This window comes from Pseudoprimorskyibacter insulae, assembly GCF_900302505.1.
Taxonomy (GTDB): Bacteria; Pseudomonadota; Alphaproteobacteria; order Rhodobacterales; family Rhodobacteraceae; genus Pseudoprimorskyibacter; species Pseudoprimorskyibacter insulae.
On sequence record NZ_OMOJ01000003.1, the window covers coordinates 34,124 to 58,116 of the forward strand.

The window sequence follows — 23,993 nt, forward strand, 5'->3', positions numbered from 1 at the left end:
TTCGGGGAAAGATGACTGGCCTTAGGCCGCTTTGTTGGTCATCAGCGCGCGCATCACACGCGTCAGCTCATCCCCGGTCTTTTCTTCCAGATCGTGCGATACCGTACCCGACGGTTTGGCCACGACCCCATCTGCGCCCAGTTGGCGTGCCTTAGCTGCAAGAGGCGAGCCAGATACCGTCACAGAGGACAACATGCAGATCTTTGCGCGCGTTTTCAGCTTGGCGTGGCGGAGGAATTCCAGCCCGTCCATCACCGGCATTTCGATATCCAGCAAAATCAGATCCAGATCCGGGATTTCGGACAGTTTATCCAACGCTTCCTGACCGTTGGCCGCCTGTGCCACCATCTTGAAATCGGGCAGCGACGTCAGAAAGCTCGAGATGTACAGACGCATCATCGCAGCGTCATCGACGACCATAACTTTAAAAGACATGAACGTTACTCCAGTTCGTGTTTGCCTGCCGGAACGCCGCGCCGTTCATGCGGCGCTCCGAAGGATGCTTTGCTTAGAACGGGCCGTAGCCGCGTGCGTCCTGATCCACCGAAGGGCTGGACTTGGCCGGTTTTGCGCCGTTCTTCATTCCGCCCATCATGCGCTGCAACTGGGCCATCATTTCCGGCGTCAGCTGATCCGCGGTCATGAAGCTCTGGCCGCCGTCCGCCATGCGCTTCAGCTTGAAGCGTCGGATTTCTGCGGTCATCTGCTGCGCGGCCGAGTTCATCTGTGCCGATGTGGTGGCCAGTTCGTCCGCCTGCTGGCTGGTTGACAGCGTGGTCTTGGCGATATCGGCAATCGCTTGCGAGATCTGCGCCACACCGCGCGCCTGTTCTTCCGAGGCGCGGTCGATGTCTTCGACGATCGATTTCACCTGTTGGATCTCGGTCGTGATCTTGGTGAAGGCGTTGCTGGTCTCATCTGCGATGCGCACACCCGAATTTACCCGGTTCGATGCATCTTCGATCAGATCCGAGGTTTCGCGCGCCGCTTTGGCCGACCGGCCTGCGAGGTTGCGAACTTCCTGAGCCACAACCGCGAAGCCGCGTCCGTGCTGGCCTGCGCGCGCCGCTTCCACAGCGGCGTTGAGCGCCAGAAGGTTGGTCTGGAAGGCGATCTCGTCGATGACCTTGATGATCTTGGCGATATCCTGGCTAGAGGTCTTGATGCCATCCATCGCACCGACCATTTCGCGCACCTTGCCCGCACCTTCGGAGGCAAATTCAACCGCGCTGCCGACATAGCGGCTGGCGTTCTGGGCGGCTTCGGCGTTTGCCTTGACCTGCTGATCGGTTTCTTCTGCCGAGGCCGACACTTCATCCACTGAGGACGAGGCAATCTGCGAGTTCGCCGACAGCGACTGCGAAGCATTCGACATCTGATCGACCGTCTGGCCAACCTGATCGACCTGATCGCTGATGACCGAGAACGCGTTGTTCAGGCTGAGGAAGGCGCGTTCGAAGGATTCCACGATCTGCGCATATTCGCCCGAGAATTTCTCGGTGTTGACGGTCACGTCCAGGTTCCCGTTCACGATCGAGTCCGACAGGCGCGTCACTTCCGACGTCACGCTGCGGAAGTTGGCGCGAACCTTGTTGATGATGTTGTTGAGGAAGATCTTTTTGCCGGGCAGTTGCGGCAGGTCGGCATCGAAGTTGCCATCGCCGAACTTTTCAACAACCGCCATTGCGGCCTTCTTGGTGTCGATATGTGCTTGAACCATATCGTTGACCATGACCGCAGCGGCGCGCAGGTCTTCCAGTTTGAACGAACTTACGTCGATCATGACATCGATATCGCCGGCCTCATGCGCCATCGACATGATTTCCATTTGCTTCAGCAGCGTCTGGAACTGGGAGCTAACTACGTCATTCAGCTTTTGGGCATCGCGCTGTTCGGTGCCGTCTGCCAATTCGACGATCACAGCATCCATGTCGCCGTTTTCATCAAACAGCGGCGCGGCGGTGAAGGTCAGCATGACTTCGGCAAAATCGATCACGCCGTTGTGCGGCTTGGCCATGTTGTCCAGGATGCGGCGCTGGTGCGACGGATCCTTGTGGAATACGTCGACGTTCTTGCCGATCAGGGTCTTGGCGCTGAACTGCGGCAGATCCTTGCGCAGACGCGGTTCCAGCGCGGTGAAGGCCGCAACCGCCGCGGGGTTGGCATAGCGGATGTAGTAATCCTTATCGGCGATCACGACAGGCGTTGTCATGACGTCGATCAGCGCCGTGGAGGCGAGGGTTTCCCACTTGTCTTTCTTTGAGTTCGAGGCAGTCATATCCGTGATCCTTTGGTCGAGATCGGCCGCTTGTGCGGCTTCTGAGGTGCTTGTTGGCGTAGGGCGTTCAATCTGGCCCGGTTCAGGGGTGTCCGGTTTAGCCGGAGCGTTGTCAGTTGCGTCGGTCGCGTCTGCGTCGTCAGCTGGTTCTTTTTTGGCGCCGGATGCCGTCCGTCTGGTTGGCCGCCGGGGTGGCGTTTTTCGCGTCATGGCCGGGTCCTCCTTCGGGTTGAACTTGCTTTCCGGCGGCCCGACAATCGCTCTGCCAAGGCCAGGTAGTCATATGCCCCCACGCTTTTCGGAGCATGGTTGAAGATCGTTGTTCCTTGCTCCGTTTCATCGGCCAATCTGACCGAGCTGCGGATGGGTACGGTCAGGACAATTTCATCTCCAAACCGTTCTCGTAGCCGGGCCCGCACTTCGCGATGCACGGCAAGGCGGCTGTTAAACCGCGTTAGCAAAATGCGCAGGCGATCCCAGCCGATCTCTACGCTTTGCATGGTGCGCAGAAGGCGGTTGACCTCCTGCATTCCCAGAAAATCCGGCTCTAGCGGGCAAAGGATCAGATCCGCGCCGCGCATCACCGCCTCAATCCGGGGCGACCAACTGGGCGGGGCATCCAACAAAAGCCACTCACCACCCGAGGTCATCAGTCCGACACTGGCCGTGCGATCCTCTGCCGGTGCGGGGTTGCCCGGTATCAGCGCAAGGCCAGGTTCTGTCTCAATATCCAGCGGGTTCCCTGGAACTCCTTCCAGCCAGGATTCGACATCCCAACCGCCGCTGTCGCCGTCATGCCCCAGTGCCCGTGTCAGATGCATCGCCGGGTCAAGATCGGCCACCGTGACGGAGCCAACCCCGCACCGCAGCAGTCCAGCGGCCACATTCATGACCGTGGTCGTCTTGCCGACGCCGCTTTTCTGATTGAACACAAGGACGCGCATATCTTAGTCGACCTTGATCTTCGACAGATCCAGATCCGCGTTCGACAGCATCACCGGCACGTCAATCAGAATGGCCACGCGTTCATCGATACGGCCAAGGCCCTTGACGATGCTTGAGGCATTGCCGCCACCAAAGGCACCTGCCCGGTCGATGCGATCCGTCGGAATATCGACAACTTCGCTAACACGGTCCACAATCAGGCCTACCGGCGCGTCGTCCACTTCCAGAACGATCACAACAGTGCGGTCGTCATTGGGGCGTTCATCCATGCCAAAGCGCAGGCGCACATCCAAAAGCGGGATCACCTTGCCGCGCAGGTTGATGACGCCTTTAATGTATTTGGGCACGTCCGGCACGCTCATGATGCGCTGCATGCCAACGATTTCGGTCACCATGGCGATGGCCACGGCGTAGAACTCTTCTCCGACCGCGAAGGTCAGGTACATATTGTCGATGCTATCCGCATCCACACCGTGAAGATCAGCCAGATCCGTCGGTGTTTCGACTGCTTGAGGCTGGGTCATTTCGTCAATCCTTTCAGGTGATAAGGGGCAGCGCTTGCCGTGTTGGACGGTAAACGCGATGCACGAGCCGTGCCGACTGAGCCCAATAGCTTGGCGGCCATGTCAAAAATCGGAACCTGTGCTTCCGAGGCACCGATTTCCCAAGCGGCCTTGGGCATGCCATAGACCGAACAGGACATCCGATCCTGCGAAAAGGTCCGACCGCCCGCGCGGCGGATCGCGCCCAGCCCTTCGGCCCCGTCACGGCCCATGCCGGTCAGAATGGCCGCGCTGCAACGAGGGGCGGCAAAGCGGGCGACCGACTGGAACAAGACATCCGCAGACGGGCGCGAATAGCAGACCTCGGCCCCTTCGATCAGCTGCACGGTGTGGTTGCCGGGGCTTCCAGCCAAGACCATATGTTTGCGGCCGCCCGGCGCGATCAGCGCCAAACCGGGCTGCACTTTGTCGCCGTCGCGGGCCTCGCGCACTTCGATGTGGCAATGGCTGCTGACACGGTCGGCAAAGGCGCGGGTCACCCCTTCGGGCATGTGCTGAACAATCACCACACCCGGCGCATTGGCAGGCAGCAGGGGCAACAGAACGCTAAGCGCCTGAACACCGCCGGTCGATGAGGCAATGCCGATCAGCCAATCTTCGGGAAACTCGCCGGTCAGCGCGGGTTCGGGATGATCCAAGGCCCGGCTGGCACGGCGCACGCCGCGCGCGCGGTCACGGCGGGCGATAAAGACCCGGCGCACAATGCTTTGCAAGCTGCGCCATGTGGAGGGGTCATCGGCCAGCACATCGCCCTTGGCCAGAACTTCATCCGCCCCGGTTTCCAGCGCTTCGATGGTGCGGCGCACACCGCGTTCCACCATGGCCGAGATCACGATGGTCGCGATCTTTTCGCGTGGCATGTAATCACGCAGCAGGCTCATACCGCCTTCGTCGGGCATATCCAGATCAAGCGTGATCAGATCGGGCTGGAGCTTTTGGATCAGGTGACGGGCTTCTTTGGCGTTTTGCGCCGCGCCAACCACCTTGATGTCCGAGGCCTGCGTCAGACCGCGGGTCAACACCCGCCGGAACATGGCGGAATCGTCGACGATCAGAACGCGGATGGGATGTCCGTTGGCCATTACTTGGCCCTCCGGTAGATACCGGTGGTCACAGGTTCCCAGCGCGATCCCAGATCACGGATGGATTCCGTCACCGAAGTCACCAGCCAGCCGCCCGGCTCGGTCACGTCATAGATGGCCTCAAGCGTCTTGGTCTGATCCGCTTTTTCGAAGTAATACAGAATATTACGGCAGAACACGACCTGGAACGGCTTGCTGAACGGATAGGGCTGCGCCATCAGGTTCATCCGGCGGAAGGTGCAGGTGCGGCGGATTTTTTCGATCACGCGAAACTGTTCGATGCCCGTGGGTTCAAAGTACCGGCGCAGCAGGTCCGGGTCGGTCTGGGCAAATTGGCGCTTGGGGAAAACGCCCATTTCGGCGCGCTCCACCACCGGACCACTGATATCGGTGCCAAGGATGTTCAGACGCCCCAGCGCCTCAATTCCCAAGGTTTCGGCAAAAAGGATCGCGATGGAATAGGCCTCATCCCCGGTCGATGCCGCCGCGCTCCAGATCCGCACTTCGCGGCGGTTGCGCAGATCGTTCAGGATCATATCCTGAAAATTCCGCAGAACCTCGGGCTCGCGGAAGAAATAGGTATGGTTGGTCGAGGCCGCGTGCATCACTGCCAGCTGCACCTCTTCGATCTTTTCGTTCAGAATGCCCTGCGCAAGTTCGTTGAGGTTGGTATAGCCAAAGCCACGTGTCACCCGCGCAAGCCGCTGCCGCAGAACGGGCGATTTGTGTTCAGGGTAGGAAATCCCGCATCGAGAGCTGAGCCAATTGCGGATCAGCTCATAGGCCTGACGTTCGGCGGCGCTCACTTCCATGGTATTCATCGAGCGGACTCCAGTGCTAGCCGCTCACAATCGAGCACGATGGCCACCTCGCCCGACGGCAGCAGGGCACAGCCCCAACTGGCGCGGACAGATGACAGCGCCCCGGTCAAAGGTTTCATGACCACCTGCTGGCGGTCCAAAACCTCATCCACGGGAACGGCAATCGCTCCATTGGCGGTATTGAAGATGATTGCGACCATCTGCGACAAGGGCTTCAGCTCTTGGCGCATGCCGCGATAAAACCGTTCCAACCTGCAAACCGGCACAAACACACCGCGCAGTTTCAACATTTCGGTGTCATGATCGGCCGAGATGGACACCGTATCGCTACCACCCGGCTTGACGATTTCCTGGATATCATCGACCGGAACCGTGAACAGCTTTTCGCCAAGGCGAAGCAGGATGCTGTCCAGAAACGCCAGAGAGACCGGAATATGCAGCGACACAGCCGTGCCTTCGCCGGGGTTGGAGTCCACGGCGATACGACCGCGCAGGTCTTTCATGGTCTGGTTCAGAACGTCCATGCCAACGCCGCGACCCGACAGAGTGGTCACAGCTTCGGCAGTCGAAAAGCCCGGCTCGAAGATGACCTTCCAGACCGCCGAGTTTTCGGGTTCTTCTTCGGGGCCAAACAGGCCCCGTTCGCGCGCTTTCTTCAGGATACGGTCGCGGTTCAGCCCGCGCCCGTCGTCGATCACCTGAATACGCACTTCACTGCCCACCTGTGCGGCGGCCAGCGTGATTTTGCCACTTTCCGACTTCCCTACGGCGACGCGATCAGCGGTTGTTGCCTCAAGGCCGTGGTCAGCGGCATTGCGAACAACATGCAGCAGCGGGTCATACAGACGGTCGGCCACCAGTTTGTCGATCGCGGTTTCATCGCCCTTGATGACAAGTTCGATCTTCTTGCCGGTCTCACGCTCTAGTTCCCGGATCATACGCTTGAGCCGTCGGAACACCTCGCCTACGGGCACAAGTCGCAATTCGGTCGCCGCGTCTTGTACTTCGCGCACGATCATCGACAATCTATGTGCCGCAGCCTCGAACCCCATGAGGTCCAGATCCGCCAACTCTGGCGAATTGATGGTTTCACTGACGGACAGCGACAGCTCTCCGACCAGATCCATCAGTCGGCCAATCTTGTCGGAAGACACGCGAAGCAATGCTCCGCCTGTTGTCTTTTCCGATGTTGTCTCGACTTCCGCCGCCATACATACCGTTCCTTACGCCAGCCCGAACAGGTCCGGGGCGCATCTGTTAAGTTCTCAGGAATGCCCGATAGGGCCTTTCACCTGTTGGTATTTTTCCAACTGCAAAGGCCGTGCCAGACGCATTAGGCCGCGTCTTCGGTGTTGCCCTCGAAATTGAAGATGCAAACGCCGTCGAAGCCGGTTGACCGGAAAAGGAACGTCTTCTTCATGGTTTCGATGAACCCGCCGTGTTTTTTCTCAAAGTTTTTCAGGTCTGAGACAGCAGGGAAGAAGACATTTACAGAAATGTCGCCTTCTTTGCCGATCAAAACCGTCAAACCCGAAAGTCGACATTCTGGGATTGCGTTGCCCAGGGTTTCGGTGACGAACGGCGCGGCGATCTGAGCCGCGTCGAGACTAGGGAATTTAAGATGATATGTTTTTGACAACATGGAATGCCTGCCATTTTGCTTGATCCTGTGTTGCCAAACGGAACGAGGCGCAAAAATGTGAGGCACTAACCCAAAAGCGTGTTTTGTCTTTGGTTTACAATTTAACCTTTCGATATCCCATTGGGCGCAATCGGGGATATTTGCCGCCTTTAAGCACATCAAAGGCCAATAGATACGTCAAGATCCTGACGCCGTCCGGTTTTCCGACGGCCATTTGTCGGGTTTTCCGTCATGTTAGCGGGCAAAATCCACCCCCATGGCAAAGCTCAGGCCAATTTTAGCCCGATAACCCGAAAAAAACGCCGTTTTCGATAAAATGGCACGATCCCTGCTTTCTAGATACCGATGGAACAGCGGGACAAAATCATGAACGATCTTCTTCTTATTGCCTCCGAACTGAACGCAGCCACCGGCCTTGTCGATCTTCTTTCGCGCCGCCGGGTTGCCGTCACCGAAGACGCCAAAGAAAAGGCCGCAGCCTTGGTTTGCAGCGCCGCGCATGAAACCTCGCTTGGGGGGCAGCGCGCCTTGGTTGAGCTGGCCCGCACCGCCGGTGCCAAACAGATCCACGTGATCCACGAAAATGCCGACGCCTTCGCCGTCGAAGAAGAACTGGGCGGTCGTTTGCAGCGCATCCACCTGCCCCAGTCCGGCACCGCGGTTTTGTCGAACGGTCCCATGATGTTGCTGGCCGATCTGATTGCGTCGGCTCATGCCCCTATGGTGGCCGCAGATGCCGCGACCGGTGCCTTGATCGATATGGCCACCCGCGTTGCTGGCTTTGATGTGGGCGTCTTCATCAACGGCCCCTCGGGCAGCGGCAAAGAGGTTCTGGCCCGCACCATCCACGAAAAATCCCCCCGCGCTGGTAAGCCCTTCATCGCCATCAACTGCGCCGCCATTCCTGAAAACATGCTTGAATCGGTGCTGTTCGGCCATGAGAAAGGCGCCTTCACCGGCGCGACCACCGCAAACACCGGCATCATGCGCGCCGCCGATGGTGGCACCTTGCTGCTGGATGAAATCTCGGAAATGCCGCTGTCGCTTCAGGCCAAGCTGCTGCGCGTGCTTCAGGAACGCAAAGTGACCCCGCTGGGCACCCAGAAGGAAATCGAGGTTGATATCCGCGTGATCGCCACCTCGAACCGCGACATGGAGATCGAGGTTCAGAAGGGCACCTTCCGCGAAGACCTGTACTACCGCCTGAACGTGTTCCCGCTGGAAACCACCGCGCTGGCTCAGCGCAGCGCCGATGTGCCGGTTCTGGCCCAAGCCATGCTGCGTCGTCACACCGGCCCCGGCCAGACCGTGCCGCTGCTGAGTGCGGACGCCTGCGCCATTCTGGCCAAGCACAGCTGGCCCGGCAACGTGCGTGAATTGGAAAACGTCATGCAGCGCGCGCTGGTGCTGTGCGACGGGCAATCCGTGCGTCCGCAAGACATCATGCTGAACGCCCGCACCGCGGCCCTGCGCCCGGTTCGCGCGGCCTGAGGAGGCAGCCATGCTGGTATCCGGCCCATCCATTGTTCAAAGCGCGACCGCCGTCGGTCAGGCCAATCAGGTCAACCGCCCCGAACCGGCTGGCAAAGCGGACAAACCCAACGGTCCCAGCTTTGCCGAGCGCGTGGGCAATGCCGTCAATCAAGTCGCCGATCAGCAAAGCCAGGCCGCACAGGCCGCCAAGGATTTCGAAGTCGGCAAAACCAACGATATCGCCGCAGTGATGGTTGAACAGCAGGTCGCCTCGCTTGGGTTTCAGCTGACGTTGAACGTGCGGAACAAGGCGCTGAACGCCTATCGCGACATCATGAATATGCCGGTCTGACCGGCGATAAGAACGAACAGGCAGGAACCAACTCATGACCGATACGTCCGGGTCTTTGACAACGCAGAGCGGCACGCAGTCGCTGATTGCCCGCGCCCGTGGTGCCTTGTCCCAGCTGAACGGCGTGGCCGAACAGCCCGCCATTCGCCGCGCCCTGCCCGCCGTGCTGATCGTTGGTGCCGCCGCTTTGGGCCTTCTGGCCTATTTGCTGCTGACCCCGCCGGACCGCGTTGGCCTGCAAACCGGCCTGCCCGAGGCGGAAAAGGGCCGCGCGCTTGAGGTGTTGGTTGCAGGCGGTTTCAACGCCCAGCTTGACCCGGCCACCGGCGGTCTGACCGTCAATTCCGATGAATATCACCGCGCCCGCATGGCGCTGGCGCTGGAAGGTCTGCCGCAGGGCACGCCCGATGGTCTGTCGACGATCACCGATATGCCCATGGGCACCTCGCGCTCGGTCGAAGCGGCCCGTCTGCGCCGGATGCAGGAACTGGACCTTGCCCAGTCGATCGCCGAATTGCAGCCTGTCCGCAGCGCCCGCGTGCATTTGGCCCTGCCCGAACGGACCGCTTTTGTTCGTGACACCCAGCCGCCGCGCGCCTCGGTCTTTCTTCAGATCGCGCCGGGCATGGCGCTGACCGAAACACAAGTTCGCGCCGTGGTCAGCCTTGTGTCGACCGCCGTGCCGAACATGCCGCACGAAAACGTGTCGGTGGTCGATCAGACCGGGCGTCTTTTGTCGAATGACAGCAATGACCCGCTGCAAGGTCAGACCGACCGCGAATTGCGCCACCAGTTGCAGCTTGAACGCCTCTACCGCGATCGCATCGTCTCGCTCGTGTCTCCCATCGTTGGCAGTGACAACGTCGCCGTCGAAGTGACGCTGGACATGGATTTCACCCGCTCTGAGGTCACGTCCGAAGAATATAACCCCCGCGCCACCGCTGTTCGCAGCGAACAAGAGTCGATGGAGGAAAGCACCAGCCCGCAGGCGCGCGGCATTCCCGGCGCGGTGTCCAACACCCCCCCGAATGAGGCCGATCTGACCGCGGCTGGCCCAGCTGGCAACACGCAAGAACCGGCCAAAAGCAAATCCTCATCCACGACCCGCAACTACGAAGTCAGCCGCCGGGTGGAAACCACCACGCCGCAGACCGCGCAGATCAAGCGGGTGAATGCCGCGATCCTGCTGCGTGCGCCCAAGTCGGACGATCCCACCGCGCCCGCCACGCTGGACCCGACCCTAATGGAAGAGGTCGAGCGTCTGGCCAAAAGCGCCGTGGGCTTTGAAAACCAGCGCGGCGATATCGTCACCGTCAGCTCTACCCCGTTCGTTGAAACCTTCAGCCTGCCCGAACCGGCATGGCACGAGGCCCAATGGCTGCCACAGGCGGGCCGCGTTCTGGCGCAGGTGGTGATCCTTGGGATCGTGATCCTTGGCGTGGTGCGCCCGCTGCTGGATCGTATGCTGCCCGCCGCCTCGTCGCCGGTCGATCATATGCCGATTGAGGTGGAAAGCTCGGAAACGGTTGAAGTGGCCAAGGGCGAAACCCTGCAAGCGCTGCGTGCCAGACTGCACGGTTCCGCCCCCGATGCAGACGATCTGAACGGCGCGATTTCCTACGAAGAAAAGGTTGAACTTCTGCGCGCCATCGCTGGCGCGGAATCCGGCCGCATCGCCAATGTGTTCCAGGCGATGATCGCCCCGCCACAGGAAGAAGAAGACGCATGAGCCCCGTTATGTCCAGAAAAGACCTGAGCTTTGAGCAACTGTCACCGGTTCAGCGGGCCGCCATCCTGATGATGCTGGTGGGTGAGGAAACCGCCGCCCACGTCCTCAAGGCCATGAGCCCGTCGGAGGTCGAAGAACTGGGAGCGGCGATGTACACCGTGCGCGGCGTCAGCCATGAAACCGTGGATGCGGTGCTGGACGAATTCTTCGACATGCTGCGCGACCAGACCGATATCGGCTATGGGGCCAATGCCTATGTGCGCAATGTTCTGAACAACGCGCTGGGGTCGTACAAGGCGCAGTCGGTTCTGAGCCGCATCAAGCCCGCCAGTTCCGAACGCCCGATTGAGATTTTGGACTGGATGGATGCCCCCGCCATCGCGGAACTGATCTTGGACGAACACCCGCAGATCATCTCGCTCATTGTGGCCTCGCTTGATTTTTCGCAGGCCGCCGATGTGCTGAAGCTGCTGCCCGAAGACCTACAGCCCGAGATCGTGCAGCGCGTCGCCAACCTGACCACGGTTCAGCCCGAAGCCCTGCGCGAGCTTGAAGAAGTCATGCAGCGCAAGTTCAAGGCCAACACAACCCTGCGCGCCTCGCAGATTGGCGGCGTGAAGGCGGCGGCGAAGATCATGAACTTTACCCGCCAGAACATGGAGCAACGCATCCTCAAAGAGATCAAGAAAGACGACAAGGATCTTATGGAAGCGCTGCAAGACAACATGTTTGTTTTCGAGAACCTGATCAAATCCGACGATCGCGCCTTGCAGACCCTGCTGCGCGGCATCGAACAGGAAATTCTGGTCATGGCCCTCAAGGGGGCGGATGGCGCGCTGCGCAGCAAGCTGCTGGGCTGTATGTCCACCCGCGCCGCCGCCAATATCATGGACGAGATGGACTCGCTTGGCCCGGTGCGCCTGACAGCGGTTCAACAGGCCCAGAAAGAGGTCATCTCCGTGGCCCGCCGTCTGGCGGACGAAGGCACCATCACGCTGGCCGGTCGCGGCGGCGAAAAGATGGTGTAACCGGGGATGGCCGCGCAATCCGTTCAACCGCTGGATCGTGATGCGATCATGAAACTGGTGCAGGATGCCGATGTATCCTTCCGGCGCCGGGCCGACCTACCCTTTGGTCAGACAGATGACGCGCCGGATTTCGTGGCCCGCCCGGCCAATGGTGCGCCTAGCGTCCAAGAGCCAACCACTGCGCCCGACCCCGCGCCCGCACCGCCCGTTGATGCCGAGACCGCACCCGAGCCTATGCCGGAAGCCGCCGCGCCTCAGGCCGAAGCCGAGGCATTCTCGCCCGCGCCGCCCCCCGAGGAAATCGATCTGGAGGCAATCCGCCTTGCCGGGATCGAAGAGGGGCGCGCCGCAATGCAGGCCGAAATGGAGGCCGCGATTGAGGCCGCCCGCGCCGAAGGTCATGCCGCAGGCCGCACCGAGGCCGAAGAAAACCTGGCCGATGCCCGGTTGGCCTTTCTGTCCGCGATCAACGGCCTTCAGGCCCAAACCGATGACGTGATGGTCGGCCTTCGCGCCCAGTTGACCGATGCCGTTCAGCAATTGGCCGCGCAGCGTGCCGGGGCGGCGATCGACGCCATGCCACTGCAATTCCGCGTGCGGATCGACAATCTGGCCCGCAGCCTGTCGCATGCTGTAGGCGATACGCGCCTGCGCCTGCACCCCGAGGATCTGGCCGCGATCAAACCGCATCTGGATGGCAGCGACCTGCTGTCAGGCGCCCGCATCCGCCCCGATGACAGCCTGTCGCGCGGGGATATCGTTTTGCGCGTCGGGGACATCGCCATGGAGGACATCATGCGCCCGATCAAACCGGAGGCTAAGGCATGAGCTTGCTATTGGACCGCCTGACCGCCGATCTGCCACAAGCCGCCGCGCCTACGCCACGTATGACTGGGCAGGTGCTCCGTTATGATGGGCTGATCCTGGAATGCGCAGGCTTTCCGGCAAGCCCAGGCACGATCTGCGAAATTTCCACCGAAGACGGTCGCCCCGTACGCGGCGAGGTGGTGGGCTTTGCAGACGGGCGCAATCTGTTGTTTCTGGACCAACCGGGCGCGCGGATCACCGTGGGCGCGACCGTCACGCGCTTGTCCGGCGGCCATGATATGCGCATCGGACCCGAGGTGTTGGGCCGCGTTTTGGACGCCGAAGGCGATCCACTCGATACCCTGCCCGCGCCGCATAGCCCGGATCTGTGGCCCTTGGCGGGCCGGATGCAGAACCCGCTGGCCCGCCAGCCCGTGGATCAGGCGCTGGATGTGGGCGTGCGCATTCTGAATGCCGCCCTGACTGTGGGACGTGGTCAACGCGTTGGCATCATCGCCGGATCGGGCGTAGGTAAATCCGTTCTGATCGAGATGATGACCCACAACACCGACGCCGACATCGTGGTGGTTGGCCTGATCGGCGAACGCGCCCGCGAGGTGGGCGCTTTTGTTGGCCAGATCATGCGCGGCAAGACCGCCGACAAAACCTGCGTGATTGCTGTGCCTGCCGACCGCTCGCCGCTGCTGCGCTTGCGGGCCGCGCATCGCGCCACCGCCGTGGCCGAATATTTCCGGGCGCAGGGCAAGCAGGTCATGTTGATCATGGACAGCCTGACCCGCGTCGCCCATGCCCGCCGCGAGGTTGGCCTTGCCCTTGGCGAACAGCCCACGGCCAAGGGCTATCCGCCGTCGGTCGTGTCGATGATCCCCAGCCTGATCGAACGCGCCGGCCCCGGCCTGCCCGGCGAAGGGTCAATCACCGCGTTTTACACCATCCTGGCCGATGGCGATGACACGACCAATGACCCGGTCGTCGACACCGCCCGCGCCATTCTGGACGGGCATTTCGTGCTGTCCCGATCGCAGGCGCAGATGGGCATCTATCCCGCTGTCGACCTGCCGCAATCGGTCAGCCGCGTGATGACCGACATCGTCACGCCCGAACATAACGCCGCCGCGACCAAGCTGCGCCGGATGATTTCGCTCTATATGGAGAACCGCGACATGATGCTGATGGGTGCCTACAGCCCCGGCCAAGACGCGGAACTTGATGAGGCCGTCCGGCTTTGGCCGCAGATCCTTGACCTGATCCGTCAGGGCAAATCCGAAAAATCCGATTTCAGAAGCAGTCGCAGTGACTTGCTTGCCCTATGTGGAGGCACCCTATGAAGCGCAAAGCCCGTCTTTCTCAACTCATGGCCCTACAGGAAAAGAAGACCCGCGCCGAAATCGCGCGTCGCGTCAATACAGCGGCACAAGAACATGAAAAGACGGAGCAAACGCTGACGCATGTTCAGGCATTGCTGCGCGAAAAGGCCAATTCTCCGGGTCAGGTCATGACCGCGGCGGACCTGTCGGCGCAGCATTGGCTGGGCACGGCGCTGGCCGGGCAGATGACAACGCTGAAAAACCGCAGCGAGGAGTCGCAGAAGCGGTTCAACGACCTGAAAGACCAACTGAACCTGCAATCGCAACGTGAACGGATCGTTGCAGAAAAAGCGCTTGAGGCCAAGCGTCAGGCCCGCGCCCATGCGCAGGCCATGGCGGATGAAGCCATGGCAGACCGCCCGCGCAAGTGAACTTGGCACCGGGCTTGCACCTGTTGACTGCGCACCGCGCCAATCCAAGACCAAGAGGACCTGATGACCAACGCCTTGTCGCTCGATCTTCCGAAGCCGGGACAGACGGCCAAGCCTGAGGGCAATCCGCTAATGGCGGGTGCTGCGCTACAGGTGCAGACTGCCGAAGGTGCGCCGAAGGGCAAGCCTCTGCCCGCCAATTTTGCCGATGTGATGATGGCTTTGCCGCAGGGCATGACCTCGGGATCAGCCTTGGGGGTTGCTACTGGTACTGGAGAGGCCGCCACGGCTGATGCCCCGACCCTAGACCCCGCCTTGGCCATTGCTTTGCCCGGCGATCAGGCTGCATCCGCCGACGACACCACGCGCCAGTTGGCGGCGATGGGCTTGCCGACCGCAGGCATTGTTGAACCGAAAGCACCTGTGGAGGGCGCTGTTGTTGCCGCACCTGTTGTGACCGAGTCGAAGGCGCCCTTGCCTGCCTCGGCCCGCCATCCAAAATTGACCCCTGTCATACAGACCGCCAGCAAGCCTAATGGCGAGGCCGTGAAAACCGCTGTGCAGGCCGTAGCGCCTGAAGCGGTCGCCCCGGAAGAGGTCAAGCCTGACAGCGCCGAGATAATCCCGGTCGCTGCCCCAGTTGTCGCCGATACGCCTGCGCAGAAGAATGAAGAGGTGACCATTGGCGCACCGGCGCTCAAAGGCGCTGCTGACGCCGTTGCCGCGCCCGTCAAAGCGGCCACGCAGGACGCCGCGCCCAAAGGTGAAACCACGGCATCGCCGCAGATAAAGCCTGAGCAGGCCGCAGCAAACACCAGTACAGCCCCGGCCGCGAAACCCGTGAGCCATGCGCCCGAACAGGCCAATGCAGACACCGCACCCGTTGCGGACAGCCTGGACACTCCAAACGCGGCCCCTGACCAGCCCAAGACCACGCAGAAAGCTGCGGAGGCCGCAATGCAGGTCCAAGCCGCGCCGCAGGCTCAGGCTCAGGCCAAAGCCGTTCAGCAAGCCGACCAACCCGCAGCGGTGGCAGCGCAGGCCGATGCGGCCAAACCCGCAGGAGATGGCGCCAAGCCACGCGGCACCCAGCGCCGCGGCGAAAGCACAGTAACCACCGCCAACCTCGAGGCACCCAAAGCGACCAACGCGGCCCCGCAGGCCACCCAAACCGCCGCACGCGCCGCGGCACCCGCGCCTGACAGCACGGTATTGGCCGAGGCCCCAGCATCGGACACGCCCCAGACCTATGACGCAGCTTCCCCGCGCGTCATCGCCAGCAAGCCAAGCGATGCGATGGGCGTCGCCCAAGATGACTTAACGCCCGAACTGATTGTTCGCGCCGACCCCGAGACCCCGGCGAAGGCCGGGACGCTGCCGGAGACCGCTTCGGCCTCGTCGCCAGTCGCTTCGCCCTCCGTGACAGCTGTGGCGGGCAACAACGCGGCCCCGGCGCAGTCTTCGGCAGCACCTTCGCTGCCGATGACCGAAAGCAGCTGGCCGGAAACTCTTGTCGAACAGATCGAAGCCATGAGCTTTGGCGAAGGCGATCAGGTAGAAATCGTTCTGTCGCCGGAACGGCTTGGTAAGCTGCGCATTCAAATGGAATTGCGCGACGGGGCCGCGACGGTTCAGATCATCACCGACAACCCCGAAGCCGCGCGCCTGTTCAACGACCAGCAAGGCCGCCTGTCTGAAATGCTTCAGAAAGCCGGGCTTGATCTGGCAGGTCATCAGGCCGGCACCGGGTCTGGCCAGCGCGGCGAACGCGGCGATGGCACGCAGGACCGCGGCCCGTTGGGCAACCGCATGGCCGCCGATGATGCCGCGACGGAGCAACCGACCCAGCCGCGCAGGCCCCGCACTTCGAACCGCATTGATGTAGTCGCCTGAGGACAGAGCAGATGGCCGACAAGACCGATATAGACGAGCCCCAAAAGAAAAAGGGCGGATTGATTAAGAAGATCCTGATGTTCATCTTCGGGATCGCCCTTCTGGGCGGTGGCTTTTACGGCGGGATTTTCTATTCCGGTCAACAAATGTCGCCCAGCGAAGAGGTGCTGAAGCTCATTGAGCAGGACAAGGCCGATGCAGATGCCGAAGCCGAGGCCGCCGCTGAGGCAGAGCCGAGCAAAGTGGCAAAGGACATCCCGGAAACGCCGATGTTCACCACCAGCTACTATGAGTTCCCCGATCCGCTGACCACCAATCTGGCGGGGTCGACACGGTTTATTCAGCTCGGTGTGGGCCTGTCCACGCAATATGATGAATCGATCATCACCAATGTCGAAACCCATGCCATGGCCATCCGGTCGGATATGCTGGCTGTCATCAGCGGCTTTTCCGAAGCCGAAGTGACCGGCAAGGAAGGGCGTGACCGCCTGTCTGAGGCCCTCAAAAACGCGGTGAACGATCGCCTCGTTTCGCTCGAAGGCTTTGGTGGAATCGAAGATGTGTTCTTCCCCAGCTTCGTAATGCAATAAGGCCCTCGGGATCGATCATGGCAAGCCCAAGCAAACTCTCCAGCAACGAAGTCGCAGCCCTCGTCGATGGTCTAAAGAACCTCGACGCAGGTGAAGGCGGCGACGGATCCCATATCCGGCCATATAAGTTTGGCACGGACAACCGGTCGATCCTGGGCGATTACTATGGCCTGCGGATGATCAACGAACGGTTTTGCCGTCTGGCCCGGTCTGTGTTCCTGCCGTTCTTGCGGATGCATCCTCGGATTTCCAGCTTTCCGCCTGAGGTGAAGACCTTTGACCACTATTGCGACGAGCTGGAAAACTTCGTCTCGCTGACCACCAGCAAGATCGACGAATTGCGCGGGTCGCAAATGATCGTGCTGGCGCCGAACTTCGTGTCCCTGCTTACGGATGCCTATTACGGCGGGGCGATCCAGAACCTGCCGACACGGCGCACCGAATTCACCGCCACCGAAACCCGCGTGATTGAGATTGTCACCAACGGGCTGAACAAGGCGCTGGAAATGGCGTGGCGGGATCTGACGCATCTGACGTTTCAGGCCACCAACCACGAAGAGAACCTGCAATTCGCCACCTTCGTCGAAAGTTCAGAGCTGGTGGTGAATTGTTCGTTCATCATCCAGTTGCCCGACACCGACCCGGCCAACCTTGATATCCTTTACCCGCTGCAAACGCTGAAACCGCTGGCTGCGCAGCTTCGGTCGCGGATGCAGTCGGATCTGGTCGATGACGATATCACCTGGCGTCAGCGGCTGGAACGTGCGGTGATGAATGTCCCGCTGGAAATCACCGCCCGCTTGGCCGACCCGACCGTCAATCTGGCGCAGCTGAACGGGCTGAAGCCCGGCAAGCTGGTGACCTGCGATCTGAAACCCAATCCAACCATGCTTGTCGAAGGCAGCCCGATGTTCGCGGCTGATCTGGGCGAGGTCGGCGGGCGCTCTGCCCTGTCGATCACCCGCCGCATCAAGACGCCCCAACCCGGAGAGGACCAATGAGCGATACCGATCAGGATACCGACACCGCCGCCCCCGAGGCAGAGGCCGCCGCCCCCGGCCCCTTGGGGATGCTGGCCAATATCAAAGTGCGCATGACGGTCGAAGTGGGCCGCACGCAGATCACTATTCAGGAACTTCTGAAACTGTCCGAAGGGTCGGTTGTGGAACTGGACCGGATGGCGGGCGATCCGCTGGATATTCTGGTCAACGGCACCCCCATCGCCAAGGGCGAGGTCGTGGTTGTCGGCGAAAAATTCGGCATCCGATTTGGCGATATCGTCGATCCCAAGGAACGCATGGACTCTGTCTAACAGAAGAAAACGCAAGGCTGCATTCAACCGGCATGAAACTTGCCCCTTCTGTGGTGTATCCGCAGAAGGAGCTTGCCGTTGGAAACCCTGTCCCCAGATCGTCTGATCATCGTCCTGTTGTTTCTGGGCGCGCTTCTGGCGCTGCGCTATTACGTGACGCGCAACCGCGATGTCCTGTCCAAAAAGATTAGCGGCGACCGCCGTTTGAAACTGTGTGAAGCGTTGCCGATCAATGGCGGGCGTGTCTACCTGCTTGAGGCAGACGGCGAACGCCTGTGCGTGGTTGCAGGCGGCAAAGGCGCACCGACCGTGGTCCAGCTTGGCACCGCGCAGGAGGTGCAGTCATGATCCGCATTGGTATCGCCCTTACTGCGCTGATTTTGCTGCCCTCGACCGGCTTTGCCGCAGGTGAAGGCATGCCGGTTCTGAGCCTGACCGAACAAGAGGGCGGCGCGACCTATTCGCTATCGCTTCAGATCGTGGCGCTGATGACGGCGCTAACGGTGCTGCCGTCGATCGTTCTGGGCGCCAGTGCCTTTACCCGGATCATCATCGTTCTGTCGATCCTGCGCCAAGCCATGGGCACACAGCAAACCCCGCCCAATCAGGTGCTGGTCGCCATGGCGCTTTTCCTGAGTTTCTTCGTCATGCAGCCGGTGCTGACCACGCTGTATGACGATGCGCTGGCCCCCTATCTTGACGGACGGCTAGCCGCGGAACCGGCCATTGCGGCGGTCAAAGATATCATGTCGGGCTTTATGCTGGGCAATACGCGCCAGAACGATCTGCTGATGTTTGCCGATCTGGCAGGCGATGGCCCCTATGCCGACGATGAGGCCGTGCCGATGTCGGTGCTGCTGCCCGCCTATATCACGTCCGAGTTGAAGACCGCGTTTCAGATCGGGTTTCTGCTGTTCCTGCCTTTTTTGGTGATCGACATGGTGATCGCCTCGATCCTGATGGCGCTGGGCATGATGATGCTGTCACCGGTGCTGGTGTCCCTGCCCTTCAAGCTGCTGCTGTTCGTGCTGGTCGATGGCTGGGCGCTGACCATGGGCTCGCTTGCCTCTAGCTTTATCTCGGTCGGAGGCTGACATGGATTTCGACGGCAATATCGAACATCTGCGTATCGCCTATTGGAACATCCTTCTGACCGCAGGTCCGGTTCTGGGCGTGGCTTTGGCGGTGGGTTTGGCGCTTGGCATCCTTCAGGCGGCCACCTCGATCAACGAAAACACCCTTAGCTTTGTGCCGAAACTGGCCGTGGTTCTGATGACCATGGCGCTGGCCTCGGGGTTCATGCTGTCCACGATGAGCGATTATTTCGCCTTCGTCTTCGAAACCATCGCAACGATCCGGTAGGCCATGGAGCTGACGACAGATACCCTTGCAGGCATTCCCGGTTTGCAGCTTTCGGCCATTATCGGCATGGCGCTGCAATTCCTGTTTGCCATGCTGCGGGTCGGCGCTTTTGTCGTCTCGGCCCCGCTGTTTTCGGCGCGGTTCATTCCGTTGCAAGTACGGATCATTCTGGCGGTGTTCCTGACGATCCCCGTCATGGGCTTTGCGCAGGTGCCACCGCCCGAAACGCTGGCGACGCTGACCGCTGTGCCGTGGATGATCCGTGAATTGGTGATCGGGCTGGCCGCCGGGCTGGTGCTGCAAATCCTGTTTTCATGCGCGGTGATGGCGGGTGAGCTGGTAGCCTCGACCGCCGGGCTTGGGTTTGCCGCGCAAATGGACCCGGCAACCGGCACGCAAACGCCCGTGGTCGGCCAGATCTTTTCGCTGTTCCTGCTGGCGACCTTCGTGGCCGAGGATGGCCACTTGGCCGCGCTGCGCATTGTCATCGACAGTTATGCGCTGATCCCAATTGGCCAGCCCATCCACATGGGCGCGCTGATCGAGGCCGGGTCCGAGGCGACCCGCGCCATGTATCTATTCGCCGTTCAACTGATGTTCCCGGTGGTGTCGGTGCTGCTGATCGTCAACGTCACGATTGGCATCATCACCCGGTCGGCCCCGCAGATGAACCTGTTTTCCTTCGGTTTTCCCCTGACGCTGAGCATCACCCTGATCCAGCTATACCTGACCGCGCCTTCGCTTGGCCCGGCGATTTCGACGAAAATCGAGTCCGCGCTGAATGCGCTGGCCATCATGACGGAGGCCGCGGCTTATGGCGGATGACGGTCAGGAAAAGACAGAAGAGCCAACACCGAAAAAGAAAGAACAGGCCCGCGAGGACGGCAAGCTTATCACGTCCAAGGAAATGTTCGTCTTTACCTCGATTGCGGCGGCAACTCTGGGCATCTTGATCGCCACGCAACTTTTGCCGGGGCTGACCGGCAAATGGGCGCGGGGGTTTGTCATCGAACATCCCTCAAAGCTGGATGATCTGATGTTAGAACGGTTGGGCAGCGCAATCCTCTGGGTGCTGATGTCGGGCATTATTGTCGGCATTCCGTTGATGGGGGTCACGGTGCTGACGCAGGCGGGCATGGGCGGGCTGAACTTTGCCCCCAAGGCGCTGGGGTTCAAGTTCAACAAGCTGGACCCGCTAAAAGGCATGAAGCGCATGGTGTCGCTGAAGTCGCTGGTGGAACTGGCCAAGGCGGTGTTGAAGGTGGTCTTCCTGATTGGGTCGGCCATTTTCGTGGTCATCCCATCCCTGCCCGCCATCGACCGCATGGCCAGCATGTCGCCCGGCGACGGGGCCGCGCTTTTGGGCACAACGACGCTACAAGTTCTATCGGCGATGACCATTGCGTTGGGGGTGATCGGTGCACTTGATCTGGTGTGGCAGATCCACACCATGCTGAAAGACCTGCGCATGTCCAAGCAAGAGATCAAGGAAGAGTTCAAGGAGTCCGAAGGCTCGCCCGAACTCAAAGGTCAGATCCGCCGCAAACAGAACGAAGCGGCCATGCGTGCCAAACAGCGTGCCGCCTTGCCCAATGTCGACCAAGCCACGGCCATTGTGACCAACCCGACCCATTTCGCCGTCGCATTGCGCTATGTGCCGGAAGAACAATCCGCGCCGGTGATCCTGGCCATGGGGCGTGGCGGGATGGCCCAGCAGGTCATTGAGCGCGGCAAAAAAGCCAAGGTAACGATCGTGCGCGTGCCGCCTTTGGCACGGGCCTTGTATTACACCGGTGGGATCGGCTCGGAAATCTCGGTTCAGCTCTATTCGGCTGTTGCCACGCTATTGGCCCATGTCTGGCGCATCGAACACGGACAACCGACCGATCTGCCGGACATCGATCTGCCCCCGGAACTGCAACTGGACGAAAACGGACGTCCTCAATCAAGGAAATGACCATGCTAAGACAGTCGCGTCAAAAACACAGCAGCGTCGGCGAGATGATCTCGACGATCTGTTTTGCCGGTGTCTCGCTTTGGTTGCTGTCTGCCGCAGCCGAAGCCCCAATGCCCAAGGCCGTGGTCCTTGGGGTGTGTTCGGTGTTTTGTATGGCGGCCGCGGCGCGGTTCTTGATCGCCCGCGCCGTCAATCGGTTTTTGAAATAGGCCTACATCATCGGCAGAACAGTGACACCTGTCGCAATGCGGCAGGCCCAATGGTCGATGTGCTGGGCGAAGTATTCACGGATTTCCGGGTGGGATGCCGCCAAGGCACGGATCACCCGGTCTTTGGGGGAAGCGGGCGGATTGGACTGTTCGATCAGCATCCACGGCTCTCCGTCCACGCGGATTTCGGTGCCGGTGTCCGATACGATCCGCGCCGACCAATAGGTGCCCAGCGTGTCAAAACGCACTTCTTCGTTCAGGTTGTAATCGCCCGAGATGCGCACAGCATGTGTGTTCAGGAACCGGTCCAGAACGCGCCCGTCGCGCATCAGAATATCCGCGCCAATCCGGGTCCAGCCATCGGCGACCGACCGGTTCAAACGGATCCATCCAGACCGGCCACTGATCGAAAACGCCAAAGTCGGCGGGGTTTCATCCGGATCATCGACCTTTTCATAGGCAATCTCGAAGGATGCACCGCCCAGCTTCAGACAAGCGAACGGGGCTTCGGCCTGACAGCGTTCACGCTCTTGCAGCAAGGTCGCTTGGGCGTCGGTTACATGCGCATCGGTCATACGGATCATGGGGTCGCTTTCTGGATGAATTGGCAGTCCCTTTGCTGAACGGCAAATCCGCGCCGAAACTTAGGCCTTGGCGCAAACATTCCGGCAAGATCCGGGACTGGCACAAAAAATGCACAGACAGGACAAATCCCGATCAAGACGATCCCTCAAGGAGCGAACCATGACCGAAACCAGCCAAGAGTTGCAGGACGGTATCCGCCTGGCGCTGGAAGCGGCAGAAGCCGCAAACGACGCCGCCGCGGAAGTCGATAAGATGACCACCGCAACCGAACGCGCAGCCCATCGGATCGATACGTTTGGCTCAAAGATGCGGCCCTTGATGATTGGCACGCTTGCCGGGTCTGTGGTGGTGATCGGGCTGGCCAGCCTTGTCTATTTCCGCACGCTTAGCGAAATGCGCACCGCCACCGCTACCCAGCTTGAGGCGTTGACCATGTTCGCCTCGCGCGTGGAAGGTTTGGATCAGTCGCTGACCAATGCCGAGGCCCTGCTGGCCGAGATCAAGGCAGTGAAGGCCGGACAGGACGAACATTTCGCCGCGCTTCAGACGCGTCTGGATGGCATGGGCCTAAACCTGGTCGAAGAGGCCAATTCCTATTCCGAAGCGGCTGATACGCTCAAATCCCAGATTGAGGCGACCGTAATGCAAGCCGTGGATGAGGGCAGCCAGAAAACCCAAGATGCTTTCACAGCGGGCCTGTCTGATCTGCAACTAGCGATGACGCGCCTTTTGGCCGATGCGGTTACCGCCGCGCCCGCCGCCGCGCCTGCCCCGTCGTCTAAGCCAGCGGCCAAGACCGCCACGCCGGTCAAACCCAAGACCGTGGCCGTTCCGAAAAAACCTACGGCAAAGGCCCGGCCTGCGCCGCGCCCGAACCCGTTTTCCTACCCCTAATCGGGGGCGCATATGTCGGACCAACAGGCCGCGAAACTCTGCACCTATAAGCTGGGCAGCCCGTCCCCCCAAGCCGCTGATTGCGGCCTGAAATCCGGTGATCTGCTGATTGCCGTGAACGGGCAGCCCTTTGACAACGAAGGCCCCAGCCCGGATGAGCGGCTGCGCGGCACACGCGGCGCGGCCTTGCTGACCTATCTGCGCGGTGACGACAAGCGGATGGTTCTGACGCGCGCCACGGCGCTGGGGTCGGTCACGCCCGGCCCCGCGCCGTCTGAGGCCGATAGCGAATCCGCCCGCCTGAACCCCGCCGTCTATCGTAACTGGCAGGTGATGGCCCATGACGATGGCACCTATGACATCCACACAGCTGAACCGTCGCTTCTGGCGCTGGTGCTGGCGCCTGTCTGGCTGATCCAGACGCGGCTATGGGTGCCTTTGGCGCTATGGGCGGGGATCTCGATCGCAGTTGTTCCCACCGGTTTGACCGGCGTTATCATGGTGCAATTGGCTATGGCTTTGTATTTCTGGCAGGCGGCCCCTGCCCTGTTCCGCACCGACCGGCGCGGCCAATCCATGCATCTGGTCGGCATTTTTGCCGAACGCAATGAGGCCGCGCTGCATCGGCGGCTCTCGGCTATGGATTCCAAGTTCAGATATGTTTTCGCCCCCGCGAATAGCGAGGGCGATAAACCGTCGGAACCCGTTTGAT

At 60.8% G+C, this 23,993-nt stretch carries 28 protein-coding genes; 19 read left to right on the top strand and 9 right to left on the bottom strand.

Annotation, left to right across the window (positions count from 1 at the left end):
• Positions 1-21: 21 nt before the first annotated feature.
• From PRI8871_RS09285 to PRI8871_RS09320, 8 genes are all read right to left on the bottom strand, one after another.
• Complete coding sequence (locus PRI8871_RS09285; RefSeq protein ID WP_108885951.1) at positions 22-435, bottom strand: response regulator; 414 nt, start codon at positions 433-435, stop codon at positions 22-24.
• Positions 436-508: 73 nt separating this feature from the next.
• Complete coding sequence (locus PRI8871_RS09290; protein WP_181389429.1) at positions 509-2,278, bottom strand: methyl-accepting chemotaxis protein; 1,770 nt, start codon at positions 2,276-2,278, stop codon at positions 509-511.
• Positions 2,279-2,484: 206 nt separating this feature from the next.
• Positions 2,485-3,222 (bottom strand): ParA family protein, encoded by a 738-nt coding sequence (locus PRI8871_RS09295; RefSeq protein ID WP_108885953.1) that lies wholly within the window; start codon positions 3,220-3,222, stop codon positions 2,485-2,487.
• A gap of 3 nt (positions 3,223-3,225) precedes the next feature.
• Complete coding sequence (locus PRI8871_RS09300; RefSeq protein WP_108885954.1) at positions 3,226-3,747, bottom strand: chemotaxis protein CheW; 522 nt, start codon at positions 3,745-3,747, stop codon at positions 3,226-3,228.
• Entirely contained in the window at positions 3,744-4,868 is a 1,125-nt protein-coding gene (cheB, locus tag PRI8871_RS09305; protein ID WP_108885955.1) for a chemotaxis-specific protein-glutamate methyltransferase CheB, read from the bottom strand. The genes PRI8871_RS09300 and cheB overlap by 4 nt, the downstream gene beginning before the upstream one ends.
• A complete protein-coding gene (locus tag PRI8871_RS09310; protein WP_245897817.1) occupies positions 4,868-5,689 on the bottom strand; it encodes a CheR family methyltransferase in 822 nt (273 codons plus the stop codon). Before PRI8871_RS09310 ends, cheB begins: the two co-directional genes overlap by 1 nt.
• Positions 5,686-6,843 (bottom strand): chemotaxis protein CheA, encoded by a 1,158-nt coding sequence (locus PRI8871_RS09315; RefSeq protein ID WP_245897818.1) that lies wholly within the window; start codon positions 6,841-6,843, stop codon positions 5,686-5,688. Before PRI8871_RS09315 ends, PRI8871_RS09310 begins: the two co-directional genes overlap by 4 nt.
• 179 nt (positions 6,844-7,022) lie before the next feature.
• Complete coding sequence (locus tag PRI8871_RS09320; RefSeq protein WP_108885957.1) at positions 7,023-7,331, bottom strand: hypothetical protein; 309 nt, start codon at positions 7,329-7,331, stop codon at positions 7,023-7,025.
• 366 nt (positions 7,332-7,697) lie between these two features.
• Between PRI8871_RS09320 and PRI8871_RS09325 the strand changes: the two genes are divergently transcribed.
• The 17 genes from PRI8871_RS09325 to PRI8871_RS09405 all read left to right on the top strand — a co-directional run bounded on the left by PRI8871_RS09325 (position 7,698) and on the right by PRI8871_RS09405 (position 21,802).
• Positions 7,698-8,822 (top strand): sigma 54-interacting transcriptional regulator, encoded by a 1,125-nt coding sequence (locus tag PRI8871_RS09325; RefSeq protein WP_108886197.1) that lies wholly within the window; start codon positions 7,698-7,700, stop codon positions 8,820-8,822.
• 10 nt (positions 8,823-8,832) lie between these two features.
• A complete protein-coding gene (gene fliE / locus PRI8871_RS09330; protein WP_108885958.1) occupies positions 8,833-9,156 on the top strand; it encodes a flagellar hook-basal body complex protein FliE in 324 nt (107 codons plus the stop codon).
• 34 nt (positions 9,157-9,190) lie between these two features.
• Positions 9,191-10,885 carry a flagellar basal-body MS-ring/collar protein FliF gene (gene fliF / locus PRI8871_RS09335; protein ID WP_108885959.1) on the top strand — a complete coding sequence of 565 codons (1,695 nt, stop codon included), beginning with the start codon at positions 9,191-9,193 and terminating at the stop codon, positions 10,883-10,885.
• Positions 10,886-10,893: 8 nt separating this feature from the next.
• Positions 10,894-11,913 carry a flagellar motor switch protein FliG gene (fliG, locus tag PRI8871_RS09340; protein WP_108886198.1) on the top strand — a complete coding sequence of 340 codons (1,020 nt, stop codon included), beginning with the start codon at positions 10,894-10,896 and terminating at the stop codon, positions 11,911-11,913.
• A gap of 6 nt (positions 11,914-11,919) precedes the next feature.
• Positions 11,920-12,741, top strand: coding sequence for a FliH/SctL family protein (locus PRI8871_RS19575; protein WP_108885960.1), 822 nt, complete (start codon positions 11,920-11,922; stop codon positions 12,739-12,741).
• A complete protein-coding gene (locus PRI8871_RS09350) occupies positions 12,738-14,069 on the top strand; it encodes a FliI/YscN family ATPase (protein WP_108885961.1) in 1,332 nt (443 codons plus the stop codon). The genes PRI8871_RS19575 and PRI8871_RS09350 overlap by 4 nt, the downstream gene beginning before the upstream one ends.
• A 26-nt stretch (positions 14,070-14,095) precedes the next feature.
• Positions 14,096-14,479 carry a hypothetical protein gene (locus PRI8871_RS09355; RefSeq protein ID WP_219929017.1) on the top strand — a complete coding sequence of 128 codons (384 nt, stop codon included), beginning with the start codon at positions 14,096-14,098 and terminating at the stop codon, positions 14,477-14,479.
• A 63-nt stretch (positions 14,480-14,542) separates the two neighbouring features.
• Entirely contained in the window at positions 14,543-16,372 is a 1,830-nt protein-coding gene (locus PRI8871_RS09360; RefSeq protein ID WP_108885963.1) for a flagellar hook-length control protein FliK, read from the top strand.
• A gap of 11 nt (positions 16,373-16,383) precedes the next feature.
• A complete protein-coding gene (locus PRI8871_RS09365; protein WP_108885964.1) occupies positions 16,384-16,962 on the top strand; it encodes a flagellar basal body-associated FliL family protein in 579 nt (192 codons plus the stop codon).
• Between the two features lie 14 nt (positions 16,963-16,976).
• Entirely contained in the window at positions 16,977-17,963 is a 987-nt protein-coding gene (gene fliM, locus PRI8871_RS09370; protein ID WP_108885965.1) for a flagellar motor switch protein FliM, read from the top strand.
• Complete coding sequence (fliN, locus tag PRI8871_RS09375; protein ID WP_108885966.1) at positions 17,960-18,274, top strand: flagellar motor switch protein FliN; 315 nt, start codon at positions 17,960-17,962, stop codon at positions 18,272-18,274. The genes fliM and fliN overlap by 4 nt, the downstream gene beginning before the upstream one ends.
• 78 nt (positions 18,275-18,352) lie before the next feature.
• Entirely contained in the window at positions 18,353-18,622 is a 270-nt protein-coding gene (locus PRI8871_RS09380; protein ID WP_108885967.1) for a hypothetical protein, read from the top strand.
• A complete protein-coding gene (fliP, locus tag PRI8871_RS09385; RefSeq protein ID WP_108885968.1) occupies positions 18,619-19,368 on the top strand; it encodes a flagellar type III secretion system pore protein FliP in 750 nt (249 codons plus the stop codon). The genes PRI8871_RS09380 and fliP overlap by 4 nt, the downstream gene beginning before the upstream one ends.
• A gap of 1 nt (position 19,369) precedes the next feature.
• Positions 19,370-19,636, top strand: a complete 267-nt coding sequence (fliQ, locus tag PRI8871_RS09390) for a flagellar biosynthesis protein FliQ (RefSeq protein WP_108885969.1) — start codon at positions 19,370-19,372, stop codon at positions 19,634-19,636.
• A 3-nt stretch (positions 19,637-19,639) separates the two neighbouring features.
• Entirely contained in the window at positions 19,640-20,461 is an 822-nt protein-coding gene (gene fliR, locus PRI8871_RS09395; RefSeq protein WP_108885970.1) for a flagellar biosynthetic protein FliR, read from the top strand.
• Positions 20,451-21,593: an EscU/YscU/HrcU family type III secretion system export apparatus switch protein gene (locus PRI8871_RS09400; RefSeq protein WP_108885971.1), complete on the top strand. Its 1,143-nt coding sequence runs from the start codon at positions 20,451-20,453 to the stop codon at positions 21,591-21,593. The genes fliR and PRI8871_RS09400 overlap by 11 nt, the downstream gene beginning before the upstream one ends.
• A gap of 2 nt (positions 21,594-21,595) precedes the next feature.
• Positions 21,596-21,802 (top strand): hypothetical protein, encoded by a 207-nt coding sequence (locus PRI8871_RS09405; RefSeq protein WP_108885972.1) that lies wholly within the window; start codon positions 21,596-21,598, stop codon positions 21,800-21,802.
• Positions 21,803-21,804: 2 nt separating this feature from the next.
• Here the strand turns inward: PRI8871_RS09405 and PRI8871_RS09410 are convergent, their stop codons facing one another.
• Positions 21,805-22,386 (bottom strand): peptidase associated/transthyretin-like domain-containing protein, encoded by a 582-nt coding sequence (locus PRI8871_RS09410; protein ID WP_108885973.1) that lies wholly within the window; start codon positions 22,384-22,386, stop codon positions 21,805-21,807.
• A gap of 160 nt (positions 22,387-22,546) precedes the next feature.
• Here PRI8871_RS09410 and PRI8871_RS09415 point away from each other — a divergent pair, with 160 nt between their 5' ends.
• A complete protein-coding gene (locus PRI8871_RS09415; RefSeq protein ID WP_108885974.1) occupies positions 22,547-23,281 on the top strand; it encodes a hypothetical protein in 735 nt (244 codons plus the stop codon).
• Positions 23,282-23,293: 12 nt separating this feature from the next.
• Entirely contained in the window at positions 23,294-23,992 is a 699-nt protein-coding gene (locus tag PRI8871_RS09420; RefSeq protein ID WP_108885975.1) for a hypothetical protein, read from the top strand.
• Position 23,993: the final 1 nt, after the last annotated feature.